Source organism: Salmonella sp. SAL4457 (assembly GCF_046548235.1).
GTDB lineage: Bacteria > Pseudomonadota > Gammaproteobacteria > Enterobacterales > Enterobacteriaceae > Salmonella > Salmonella enterica.
Window position 1 is genome coordinate 1 of record NZ_JBGDZO010000014.1, and the last position, 12,020, is coordinate 12,020.

A 12,020-nucleotide genomic window follows, 5' to 3' on the forward strand; every position below is an offset into this window, starting at 1 on the left:
ATTTTTCTCTTCAACCGACCGGCTGTTTGTGTGAAGTGATTCACATCCGCCGTGTCGATGGAGGCGCATTATAGGGAGTTCTCTGCTGACCGCAATAGAAAAATTGCAGAAAAATGACTGTTTGCTGCATTCCCCAGCAAAACCCCTGGTTATACCCATTTACGCACAGACTTATCCACAAAATGCGCGTTCATCTCCTGGATCTTCTCACTCTGCAAATGATCTTTCAGGGATAAAAGCGGGGCCAGAATTTAAAAAGAAAAATTCGCGAGCGTTGCGCAAACGTTTTCGTTACAATGTCGCCGCAAAATGAGAATACCCCATAAGGGGCGTTAGCTGAGTTTTTCACGAAAAATTCAGCTAACGCTCTCTGTAATCGTCAAATCCAGGGGATTTACCATGCAACAACGTCGTCCAGTCCGCCGCGCTCTGCTCAGTGTTTCTGACAAGGCCGGTATCATCGAATTCGCCCAGGCACTTTCCGCACGCGGTGTGGAGCTGCTGTCTACGGGGGGCACCGCCCGCCTGTTAGCAGAAAAAGGCCTGCCGGTGACCGAAGTTTCCGATTACACCGGTTTCCCGGAAATGATGGATGGACGCGTAAAGACCCTGCATCCAAAAGTCCACGGCGGCATCCTCGGTCGTCGCGGCCAGGACGATGCCATTATGGAACAGCACCACATCGCCCCTATCGATATGGTTGTCGTTAACCTGTATCCGTTCGCCGAGACCGTGGCACGCGAAGGCTGCTCGCTGGAAGATGCGGTAGAGAACATTGATATCGGCGGCCCGACCATGGTGCGCTCTGCTGCTAAGAACCATAAAGACGTCGCTATCGTGGTGAAGAGCAGCGACTACGATGCCATTATTAAAGAGATGGATGCTAACGAAGGTTCTCTGACCCTCGACACCCGTTTCGATCTCGCGATTAAAGCCTTCGAACACACCGCCGCCTACGACAGCATGATCGCTAACTACTTCGGCAGCATGGTTCCGGCCTACCACGGTGAAAGCAAAGAAGCCGCCGGTCGCTTCCCGCGTACGCTGAATCTGAACTTCATTAAGAAGCAGGATATGCGCTATGGCGAGAACAGCCACCAGCAGGCAGCCTTCTATATAGAAGAAAATGTGAAAGAAGCGTCCGTTGCCACCGCACAGCAGGTTCAGGGCAAAGCGCTTTCTTACAACAACATCGCTGATACCGACGCGGCGCTGGAGTGTGTGAAAGAGTTCAACGAGCCAGCCTGCGTAATCGTCAAGCACGCTAACCCATGCGGTGTGGCGGTAAGTACCTCTATTCTCTACGCTTACGACCGCGCCTATAAAACCGACCCGACCTCCGCGTTCGGCGGCATCATCGCTTTCAACCGCGAGCTGGATGCCGAAACCGCGCAGGCCATCATCTCCCGTCAGTTCGTGGAAGTGATCATCGCCCCATCCGCAAGCGAAGAAGCGCTGAAAATCACCGCAGCCAAGCAGAACGTCCGTGTTCTGACCTGCGGTCAGTGGGGCGAGCGTGTTCCGGGCCTGGATTTCAAACGCGTTAACGGCGGCCTGCTGGTTCAGGATCGTGACCTGGGTATGGTGAGCGAAGCTGAACTGCGCGTGGTTTCCAAACGCCAGCCGACCGAGCAGGAGCTGCGTGACGCGCTGTTCTGCTGGAAGGTAGCCAAGTTCGTGAAATCCAACGCCATTGTGTATGCCAAAGAGAACATGACTATCGGCATAGGCGCAGGCCAGATGAGCCGCGTGTACTCCGCGAAAATCGCTGGCATTAAAGCGGCTGACGAAGGTCTGGAAGTGAAAGGCTCAGCCATGGCTTCCGACGCCTTCTTCCCGTTCCGTGACGGTATTGATGCCGCTGCCGCTGTCGGCGTGAGCTGCGTTATCCAGCCTGGCGGTTCTATCCGTGATGATGAAGTCATTGCCGCTGCCGATGAACACGGCATTGCGATGATCTTCACCGACATGCGCCACTTCCGCCATTAATTCAGGGAGCAGACGATGAAAGTTTTAGTCATTGGTAACGGCGGGCGCGAACACGCGCTGGCCTGGAAAGCCGCACAGTCGCCGCTGGTTGATACCGTTTTTGTCGCACCGGGCAACGCGGGCACCGCGCTGGAACCCGCGCTGCAGAACGTGGCTATCGGCGTCACCGATATTCCGGCGCTGCTGAGCTTTGCCCAGAACGAGAAGATTGATCTGACCATCGTTGGTCCAGAAGCGCCGCTGGTGATTGGCGTGGTCGATGCGTTCCGCGCGGCGGGTCTGAAGATCTTTGGCCCAACCGAAGGGGCCGCGCAACTGGAAGGCTCCAAAGCGTTCACCAAAGATTTCCTCGCTCGTCACCAGATTCCGACGGCGGAATACCAGAATTTCACCGAGATTGAGCCAGCCCTGGCTTATCTGCGTGAGAAAGGCGCGCCGATCGTCATCAAGGCCGATGGTCTGGCTGCGGGCAAAGGCGTTATCGTGGCGATGACGCTTGAAGAAGCCGAAGCCGCCGTTCATGACATGCTGGCAGGCAACGCCTTTGGCGACGCGGGCCACCGCATCGTGATTGAAGAGTTCCTCGACGGCGAAGAAGCGAGCTTTATCGTGATGGTCGACGGCGAGCACGTGCTGCCGATGGCCACCAGCCAGGACCACAAACGCGTAGGCAACGGCGATACCGGCCCGAATACTGGCGGCATGGGCGCCTACTCACCGGCGCCGGTGGTGACTGATGAAGTGCACCAGCGCACCATGGAACGCATCATCTGGCCAACCGTGAAAGGCATGGCGGCGGAAGGTAACACCTATACCGGCTTCCTGTATGCGGGTCTGATGATCGACAAGCAGGGTAATCCGAAGGTTATCGAGTTCAACTGCCGCTTCGGCGATCCGGAAACCCAGCCGATCATGCTACGCATGAAGTCGGACCTGGTGGATCTTTGCCTCGCCGCCTGCGACGGCAAGCTGGATGAGAAAACCTCCGAGTGGGACGAGCGCGCTTCATTAGGCGTGGTGATCGCCGCGGGCGGTTATCCGGGCAACTACAACACTGGCGATGAGATCCACGGCCTGCCGCTGGAAGAAGTGGCTGACGGCAAAGTCTTCCACGCTGGCACTAAGCTCGCCGACGACGACCGCGTGCTCACCAGCGGCGGCCGCGTACTGTGCGCGACCGCGCTGGGTCACACCGTGGCTGAGGCGCAGAAACGCGCTTACGCCCTGATGACCGACATTCGCTGGGACGGCAGCTTCAGCCGTAACGACATCGGCTGGCGCGCCATCGAGCGTGAGCAAAGCTAACGGCTGAGTTTAGCCAGCAGCGTTTTGCGCGTAATGCCCAATTGACGGGCGGCTTCGGTTTTGTTGCCGCCCGTTTTTTCCAGCGCCGCCAGAATCACCTCTTTTTCGACGTCCACCAGCGGTTGGATCTCACCACTGTATTCCGTTTTTATCGGCGTCGCGGCAATAGCGAGAGGCAATTCGCGTTCAGAAATGTATTCTCCCGTCAGCAACACCACCGCCCGCTCGATAGCGTTTTCCAGCTCACGGATATTGCCCGGCCAGTCGTAGTGGATTAGCAGATCCATCGCCTGCGGCGTAAACCCCTTCACCGCTTTGCGGTTACGTTCGGCAAAACGCCGCAGAAAATGGTCTGCCAGTAGCGGAATATCTTCCCGACGCTGGCGCAAAGAAGGCATTTCAATCGCCACCACATTCAGGCGGTAATAGAGATCCTGGCGAAAACGACCAGCACTCACCTCTTCCGCCAGATCGCGGTGGGTAGCGGCAATTAACCGAACATCCACAGATATCGTCTGGTTACTTCCCACGCGTTGCACTTCGCGCTCCTGAATCGCCCGCAGCAAACGTACCTGCATTAACGGCGAGATATCGCCGATTTCATCAAGAAACAATGTCCCGCCGTCAGCTTCGACAAAGCGTCCCTCCCGACGTTTATCCGCGCCGGTAAACGCGCCTTTTTCGTGTCCGAACAGCTCGGACTCCAGCAGCGATTCATTAAGCGCGGCGCAGTTGAGCGTGACCAGCGGTCTATCGCTCCTAGCGCTACAGGCGTGTAGCGCCCGCGCCACCAGCTCTTTACCCGTGCCGGAGTCTCCGTGAATCAATACCGTGGCGTCTGATGGTGCGACCATCGCGATTTCATTCAGTAAATGTTGCATCGCCGGACTGCTGCCAATCATGCCAAACTGCGCAGCCGACGCCGATGGCAATTCAGCGCCCGTTTCCCGCGTATGCGCCAACGCCTTTTCCAGCGTCTCCTGCAGACGGTCAAAATCCAGCGGTTTAATTAAATAGTCGAGCGCGCCGGCTTTCAACGCCTCTACCGCCGTTTCCACGCTGGAGAATGCCGTCATAATCAAAATCGGAATGGCGGGATTGAGCGCTTTAATCTCCTTCAGCGTGGCGATACCGTCCATCTCCGCCATACGCACATCGCACAGTACCAGATCAAAGACTTTCTCACGCACCTGAGCCAACGCATCATGCCCACTGTAGGCCAGAGCGACGTTATAGCCCCAGCCCCGAAGCAGCGCCTGTAAAATCGTGCAGTGGCTTACATCATCATCCACAACCAGAATATCGATTTTTCCGCGTATCACCCTTGTTAATCCTGTTGTCTCGCTATCACTGGCAACCAGATAGTAAAGACCGCGCCTTTACCCTCAATACTTTTCACCTTAATCGCGCCGCCATGCTGTTCGATGATATTTTGCACCACAGCCAGCCCCAGGCCTGTCCCGTAAGCTTTGGTCGTAAAATAAGGCGTAAAAATCGCCTCCAGCTGATCCGGAGAGATCCCTTTCCCGCTATCGGTAACAGTGATGATAACGCGGTCGGTCCCACTTTCTTTTGCCTCTACGCTAATCGTTCCCTGGCGGCCAATCGCATGAATAGCGTTCAGGTACAGATTCAACAGCACCTGAGTCAGCCTGTCCGGGTCAGCCTGAATACGCTTAAGCGTCTCATTCGCCGTGAATCTCAACTGAATCTCTCTGCTTTGGGCATCCTGACTGACCAGATTCAGGGAGTGAGTAATAATATCATTGAGGTTAACCGCCTGGAGCGTCAGATGCGCGGGCTTTACCAGTTCGAGCAATTCGCTTACCACCCGGTTCAAACGGTCGGCCTCTTTGGCCATCACCTGCGCCAGTTCATGCGACTCGCCGCCGGCAGGCGTGCGCTCGGCAAAGTATTTCGCCAGCCCTTTGATGGACGAGAGCGGGTTACGAATTTCGTGCGCGACGCCCGCCGCCAGATGCCCCATCGCCACCAGCTTTTCTTTACGCTTCATTGCATCAAGCAGTTCTCTGTGTGAGCGCTGATAACGCTGATGCCAAAAAAACGCCAGTAACGTTGCCAACAGCACCGTCGCTAACGCAGACAAAACAATCAGCGTATTACGCCGCTCCCTTGCCTGTGTTGCGGCCAGCTCGCTGGCGTCAAAGGCAATAAAAATAGTTTGTTTCGCTGGTTCGTCGTCATTGGCGCTACGCGCCATGCCGTGCCCCCTCATACCGTGACCTCTCATACCGAAAAGCGGCTGGAACTGACGGTAAATTTCCAGCGCAGGCACCGTCTCGCCGTTAGCAGCAACGTCGACACGCCGCCAACGCTCCTGCGGCCCGGGGTTTAGTTGATGCATTTCAGATGGGGAATAGAGCGATTTGCCCACCATGCCAGGGTTGCTATGAGTGATGATTACCCCCTGCGCATCCGTTACGGCGAACCACAACACGCCTGGCTGACCCGCCATCTCTTCCAGCAATGTCTGCTGCTGCGCGTGATGCATCCGCATTCCCATACCTACTCGCGTGCCGGACTCCAGAGCGCGAATGAGTACATTTCCCTTTTCCAGCAGCGTCTGCCTGGCGGCAGCGCTCTCACGGCCATAGTCGCGAATGACCATAATGGAAAATAGCCCCACCAGAATGAAGATCGCCGCAGGTAACAGTCGACTCAACCACGTTGCAGCGGCATCTTTATGTAATCGTATAAAACTCACAGGCTTCCCCGGCTCGTTTTTATTTTCCTTACTTAAGCAGAGATCATGCCATTCTTCGCTCCGCATAACCGCGCGTTGTCGCACACCCTTTCGGATACGGATGGGTAAAAATGACTCGCCAGGCGGGTTATGCGAGTCATTTTTACTCGCTTTTTGCCGCCTGAAGCGGGTTAACTCGCTGCCCGACAAGGAATAGTTACCTGGCACGGAAGATGCAAGAGAGAGGATAAGATGAGCAACAGGAGAACGCAAAATGAAACGGAACAATAAATCAGCTATCGCGCTAATTGCCCTCTCTCTTTTGGCCCTGAGCTCCGGCGCCGCCTTCGCCGGGCATCACTGGGGCAACAATGACGGTATGTGGCAACAGGGAGGTAGCCCGTTAACTACGGAACAGCAGGCGACGGCGCAGAAGATTTATGATGATTACTATACGCAGACCAGCGCGCTGCGCCAGCAACTGATATCCAAACGTTATGAATACAACGCGCTACTGACCGCCAGTTCGCCGGATACTGCGAAAATTAACGCGGTTGCCAAAGAGATGGAGTCATTAGGCCAGAAGTTAGATGAGCAACGCGTGAAACGGGATGTCGCGATGGCGCAGGCTGGCATACCACGCGGCGCAGGAATGGGCTATGGCGGTTGCGGCGGCTATGGCGGCGGTTATCATCGCGGCGGCGGTCATATGGGTATGGGAAACTGGTAAAGCATGTTTGCCGAATGGCGGCTTCGCCATTCGGTATTCCATCAAAAGGTTTTCGCTTGCGGCTGCCAGTGACAGAAATCTGAATTCGCCACCAGCAAAAGTTGCGATCCTTCCGGCGCCTCCAGCCATGCTACGCTCACCTCTACCGATGAGTGGTTCTGGCGGCGCTCAATGTGGCTTATTGCCCAGGAATCCAGATCCGGTTTCAGCGTTTCACCTTCACAGGTGGTTACCGTATGGTCGGCGTGCCAGCGTCCCTGGCGTAGTATGACCCGCCCCAGGCGCAAGGCGTCACTGGTCTGACGGATTTGTTCGGCGCGATAGCGATACAAGGCAATCTGATCGTTGGAAAGCTGCTGCTTCTGCCCCCCGACTTCACGCTGCATAAAACTGAGTTCGCCATGAGCGTCGAAACGCGCGCGAATATGTTCTGGCGGTTTGCTGTAAATATTGAGTTCAATAAGCGAAAGCGTATCACCCTGCCAACGATATTCGCTGGTCGTCGTGCTGCCGCTATGCCACGGGCTAAAAACAGAAAGCAGATGGACTTCATCGTTCGTATCTTTACGCCAGATACGCACCGCGCCGTGATCGCCGGCAAAGCCGCTGGCAGTAAACGGAGGCGGTGAAGCGTTATGACTGCAGGCAGTCAGCAACAGCGCGCCAGAAAACAGAAACGCGCGACGCCAGACGGACAAAAGGGGCTGATAAGCCCCTTCGATAAAACTGTTCACAGTTACGCGTCTTACTTAACTGCGTCTTTCAGAGCTTTACCAGAAACAAACGCCGGTACGTTAGCGGCGGCGATTTTGATTTCTTTACCGGTCTGTGGGTTACGGCCAGTGCGCTCAGCACGGTGGTTCACTTTGAAGGTACCGAAACCAACCAGTTGTACAGCATCGCCTTCTTTCAGAGACTCAGTAATAGCAGCCAGAGTGGATTCCAGAGCAGCTTTAGCCTGGGTTTTGGACAGTTCTGCTTTGTCTGCAATTACATCAATCAGTTGAGTCTTGTTCATAAGTTATCCTTACAATGTGTTTATCGCTTGCTAAGCATCGAGTGCGACGGAAATGCCAGAAAAGCACTCTCCTGCATACACGCACCGATAGCCACTTTTTTTCGCCTCCCAAATGTAGACCAGACGGGGGGCATAAGGGAAGCCTTATGGCACGACAAATCAGACGTTAAATCACGTTTTCTGGTGTCATTGCTGAAAATTTATACCGATATTGCTCTCGCCAGCCTCGCGCAGGTCTGCCCTGAGCCCTTTTATCAGTTCAATATCACGTTCTTCGCAGTCGGCTAAAAGTCGGAATATTTCCCACTGAATATCCCATTCCTGTTCAACGGCAGGGTTCGTTTTGAGCTCCTCATCGGTCATTTCCCGACCAGCCTGAGTCATTTCCAACATCGCTACCGTAGTAATGGAAGTCTTACTAACCTCAATAGCGTGTTCCAGCGTTTCGCCGCTAAGGCGAGAATGCATTAATTCGCTTAATGCGACGCAGGCATCAATCGCCGGGTAAACGCCGTACAGATCATAGTCGTCAGCTGCCGGAATTGCCTCTTCAAACTTCTCCAGTTGGCTATCGAAATTGACCTTTGCATCTTTCACCGTCAGGGTTTCCCAGATCAGATCCAGAATGCGACGGTAGATCTGTCCGTCGCCGAATTCCGTCTGCTTGCAAAACATGGCGTAGTTCGGGTACATGCGCTCGCACAAGCAGGCCATAAAGGTAACGTGCTGCCAGCTTTCCAGCCGCTCCAGACGCAAATGAATCGGGTTTTGTAACATGATGGAATCTCGAATCGGAAATTAGCGGCAGTTTACCTGAATCAGCGCTGAATTTCTTGCCAACGAACAAACGCCGGACGTCCGGAAGCGACGGCATCCGCCCAGCGCGTCGGCTCCGGCAGGCGATACCCTTTCATACAGCGCTGTACCCACGCCAGCGCGCTGTCAGTACTGACCCGGTGCCCTGTCGCGATAAACAGCGGATTACAGCGCGCCTTGCTGCGCCATACCCACGCCAGTTGCTCGCCTTTATCCATTAAGGGGCTAAGTGCGCCAGGTTCGGTGGAAAGTGGTTCAAATTTACCGCATAGCCGTTTTTTCGCCACGCCGATGGTCGGCACGTCCACCAACAGTCCAAAATGACTGGCGACGCCAAGCCGACGCGGATGCGAAATACCGTGACCGTCCACAAACAGCAAATCGGGCTTTTGCGAGAGCTGTTCCCACGCCGCCAGCAGCGCAGGATATTCACGAAAAGAGAGAAAGCCGGGGATATACGGCATGGTGGTGGCAATACGTGCCACCTTGTACTCTACCAGTTCAAGCGACGGATATTTCAACAATACCATCGCCGCCCGCGTCACCTCGCCCCCCTGCTCAAAACCGACGTCCGCCCCGCCGATAAACGCTGGCGGATCTTTGTCCAGGCGATCTTCGCGGCAAACCGATGAAGCAAGTTCTATCTGTTGAGCGCGTAGCGACGCGAGATCCATACTAACTCCTTAGTTGTGATACTGCGCAGAAAGTCGGTGCACTGCCTCCACAAATGCGCCAGCATGTTCTGGCGGCACATCCTGATGGATGCCATGTCCAAGGTTAAAGACGTGCCCTTCTCCCTGACCGAAACCAGCAAGTATAGTCGCTACTTCGTCTTCGATCCGTGCCGGTGGCGCATACAGCATCGAGGGGTCCATATTGCCCTGCAGCGCCACTTTATGGCCAACGCGACGGCGCGCATCAGCGATATCTGTCGTCCAGTCGAGACCCAGCGCGTCGCAGCCGGTTTCCGCCATCGCCTCCAGCCACTGACCGCCACCTTTAGTGAACAGCGTTACCGGCACGCGGCGACCGTCGTTTTCACGCAGCAGGCCATCGACGATTTTATGCATGTAGTAGAGGGAGAACTGCTGGTAATCGCGGCCAGTCAGCACGCCGCCCCAGGTGTCGAAAATCATCACCGACTGCGCGCCCGCTTTGATTTGCGCGTTGAGGTACAGCGTGACGCTTTTCGCCAACTTATCCAGCAGCAGATGCAACGCCTGCGGGTCAGCGTACATCATCTTTTTAATCACCGTGAAGGCTTTGCTACTGCCGCCTTCCACCATGTAAGTTGCCAGCGTCCACGGGCTGCCGGAGAAGCCGATCAGCGGAACCTCGCCTTTTAGTTCGCGGCGAATCGTACGCACCGCATTCATCACGTAGCCCAGTTCATCCTCCGGATCGGGAATGGGCAACTTATCGACATCGGCTTTGCAGGTGACAGGGGCCGTAAAGCGCGGGCCTTCCCCGGCTTCGAAGTACAGCCCCAGGCCCATCGCGTCCGGAACCGTCAGGATATCCGAGAAAAGGATCGCCGCATCAAGCGGATAACGGCGCAGCGGCTGTAAAGTGACCTCGCAGGCCAGTTCGGCATTTTTGCACAGCGACATAAAATCGCCCGCCTGAGCGCGAGTGGCTTTGTACTCCGGTAGATAACGGCCCGCCTGGCGCATCATCCACACTGGCGTAACATCAACGGGCTGGCGCAGCAGCGCACGTAGATAACGATCGTTTTTGAGTTCGGTCATTTTTACATTCCTTTAGCGTTGATGCGCCCAGTGTAACATGTCAATCATATTCAGCCCGACACATTGCCACCGTATCTTCGATCAAACGGCGCGCGACGGTGCCCGGTGGCGGTAGTAGCGGCAGATCGTCATAACGGTACCAATTTGCTTCCAACAGTTCTTTCGGGTCGATGACAATCTCGCCGCTGTCATACTCCGCCATAAAAGCGGTCATCAACGACTGCGGGAAAGGCCACGGCTGGGAAGTCACATAGCGCAGATTTTTCACCTTAATCCCGCTCTCCTCCATTACCTCTCGCGCGACCGCCTGTTCTAAGGTTTCGCCGACTTCAACAAACCCGGCCAGTACCGTATGCACGCCGTTGCGGTGGCGAACGTGCCGGGCAAGGAGGATCGAATCCTCACGGCGAATGGCAACAATAATGCAGGGGGCGATTTGCGGGTAGTAACGCTCGCGGCAATGGCTGCACAGCATCGCCCATTCGGTTTTACTCGGGTGCATAGGGTGCCCGCAATAGCCGCAAAATTTATGCGACCGATAAAACTCCGCCAACTGTACGCCACGTCCCGCCAGTTGGAACAACCCGGCATCCTGATCGATAATCTGGCGAACCGATCCCATATCATGGCGTCGATGCTGTAACACCAGCCAGACGGGCTCGCCTTGCCATTCACCTATCCGGAGTGCGCGCTGCCCCACAAGATCGAAATTTGCCGCCAGCCCGTGTGGTAATTCCCCATACGGCAACCATAATTTTTGTTCATGGCTGACGATCCACCAGCCACTATCTAATTTCTCAATTATACGATCCATAGCTCTTGCACTACCTTTGCTTCACTGGCATGTTGTTAACATTATTTTTACATTCATGGCGAGCAGCCTTTATCTAACTTGCGGAGACAATCATGCTAAACCAGCTGGAAAACCTGACGGAGCGCGTTGGCGGAAGCAACAAACTGGTCGATCGCTGGCTGGATGTACGTAAGCACCTGCTCGTGGCTTACTACAACCTGGTTGGCATTAAGCCTGGCAAAGAATCGTACATGCGGCTGAATGAAAAAGCGCTGGATAATTTTTGTCAGAGCCTGGTCGATTACCTTTCCGCCGGGCACTTCAGTATTTATGAACGTATTCTCCATAAATTGGAAGGAAACGGTCAGCTTTTACATGCGGCAAAAATCTGGCCGCTGCTGGAAGATAATACGCAGCGCATTATGGATTATTACGACACCAGCCTGGAAACTGCCATCGATCACGATAATTGTCTCGAATTTCAACAAGCTCTGTCAGATATCGGCGAAGCGCTGGAAGCCCGCTTTGTGCTGGAAGACAAGCTGATTATGCTGGTGTTTGACGCGATGCACGACGGCGCCAGAGTCAAACGTCCCGCTTGAGTTCTGCGCGAGTAACGGGTAGTTTACTTCAGCCCCCTCTTCGGAGGGGCGGTTATCTTGTCGGAGTGCTAATTTTCCACAAAAGCGTTCGTGATGCGTCAAGGCGGCAAGTCGGTGAATCTCCAGGAGCTTACATAAGTAAGTGAATGGAGTGAGCGGACGAAGCCAACGAAGAGGCAGCGCGAAGGATGAAGTGGAAAAGGCTGAGACCGTTAATTCGGGATCCGCGGAACCTGATCAGGTTAATACCTGCGAAGGGAACAAGAGTAATTCTGCTTTATGCTGCTGCCTTTACGGGCGGCGCACATCCATTAC

12 protein-coding genes and 1 riboswitch are annotated in these 12,020 nt (G+C 55.0%); of the genes, 4 read left to right on the forward strand and 8 right to left on the reverse strand.

Annotation, left to right across the window (positions count from 1 at the left end; genetic code table 11):
* Positions 1-399 precede the first annotated feature (399 nt).
* Positions 400-1,989 (forward strand): bifunctional phosphoribosylaminoimidazolecarboxamide formyltransferase/IMP cyclohydrolase, encoded by a 1,590-nt coding sequence (purH, locus tag ACLJNW_RS22650; protein WP_024154453.1) that lies wholly within the window; start codon positions 400-402, stop codon positions 1,987-1,989.
* Positions 1,990-2,004: 15 nt separating this feature from the next.
* On the forward strand, positions 2,005-3,294 hold the full coding sequence (purD, locus tag ACLJNW_RS22655) for a phosphoribosylamine--glycine ligase (protein ID WP_023204415.1): 1,290 nt from the start codon (positions 2,005-2,007) through the stop codon (positions 3,292-3,294).
* Here the strand turns inward: purD and zraR are convergent.
* Together zraR and zraS are read right to left on the reverse strand one after the other, a co-directional pair.
* On the reverse strand, positions 3,291-4,616 hold the full coding sequence (zraR, locus tag ACLJNW_RS22660) for a sigma-54-dependent response regulator transcription factor ZraR (protein ID WP_000617941.1): 1,326 nt from the start codon (positions 4,614-4,616) through the stop codon (positions 3,291-3,293). The two genes, purD and zraR, sit on opposite strands and share 4 nt — an antisense overlap.
* Positions 4,617-4,621: 5 nt before the next feature.
* The gene (gene zraS / locus ACLJNW_RS22665) at positions 4,622-6,019 is read right to left on the reverse strand and encodes a two-component system sensor histidine kinase ZraS (protein ID WP_024154452.1); all 1,398 of its coding nucleotides are present in this window, start codon (positions 6,017-6,019) and stop codon (positions 4,622-4,624) included.
* A 253-nt stretch (positions 6,020-6,272) separates the two neighbouring features.
* Between zraS and zraP the strand changes: the two genes are divergently transcribed.
* Entirely contained in the window at positions 6,273-6,728 is a 456-nt protein-coding gene (zraP, locus tag ACLJNW_RS22670; protein WP_000828129.1) for a zinc resistance sensor/chaperone ZraP, read from the forward strand.
* A 41-nt stretch (positions 6,729-6,769) separates the two neighbouring features.
* On the opposite strand, the gene ACLJNW_RS22675 is transcribed toward zraP, so the two are convergent.
* From ACLJNW_RS22675 to nudC, 6 genes are all read right to left on the reverse strand, one after another.
* Positions 6,770-7,462, reverse strand: a complete 693-nt coding sequence (locus ACLJNW_RS22675) for a DUF1481 domain-containing protein (RefSeq protein ID WP_001083940.1) — start codon at positions 7,460-7,462, stop codon at positions 6,770-6,772.
* Between the two features lie 11 nt (positions 7,463-7,473).
* Positions 7,474-7,746 carry a nucleoid-associated protein HU-alpha gene (hupA, locus tag ACLJNW_RS22680; protein ID WP_001044509.1) on the reverse strand — a complete coding sequence of 91 codons (273 nt, stop codon included), beginning with the start codon at positions 7,744-7,746 and terminating at the stop codon, positions 7,474-7,476.
* A 186-nt stretch (positions 7,747-7,932) separates the two neighbouring features.
* Positions 7,933-8,523 carry a YjaG family protein gene (locus ACLJNW_RS22685; protein WP_000940092.1) on the reverse strand — a complete coding sequence of 197 codons (591 nt, stop codon included), beginning with the start codon at positions 8,521-8,523 and terminating at the stop codon, positions 7,933-7,935.
* A gap of 41 nt (positions 8,524-8,564) precedes the next feature.
* On the reverse strand, positions 8,565-9,236 hold the full coding sequence (gene nfi / locus ACLJNW_RS22690) for a deoxyribonuclease V (RefSeq protein WP_000362363.1): 672 nt from the start codon (positions 9,234-9,236) through the stop codon (positions 8,565-8,567).
* 9 nt (positions 9,237-9,245) lie between these two features.
* Positions 9,246-10,310 (reverse strand): uroporphyrinogen decarboxylase, encoded by a 1,065-nt coding sequence (hemE, locus tag ACLJNW_RS22695; RefSeq protein WP_000137628.1) that lies wholly within the window; start codon positions 10,308-10,310, stop codon positions 9,246-9,248.
* Between the two features lie 40 nt (positions 10,311-10,350).
* Positions 10,351-11,124, reverse strand: a complete 774-nt coding sequence (gene nudC, locus ACLJNW_RS22700; protein WP_020839714.1) for an NAD(+) diphosphatase — start codon at positions 11,122-11,124, stop codon at positions 10,351-10,353.
* A 92-nt stretch (positions 11,125-11,216) separates the two neighbouring features.
* On the opposite strand from nudC, the gene rsd reads away from it, so the two are divergent.
* Positions 11,217-11,705 carry a sigma D regulator gene (gene rsd / locus ACLJNW_RS22705; protein ID WP_000934317.1) on the forward strand — a complete coding sequence of 163 codons (489 nt, stop codon included), beginning with the start codon at positions 11,217-11,219 and terminating at the stop codon, positions 11,703-11,705.
* 52 nt (positions 11,706-11,757) lie between these two features.
* Positions 11,758-11,982: riboswitch (TPP riboswitch) on the forward strand.
* Positions 11,983-12,020 lie beyond the last annotated feature (38 nt).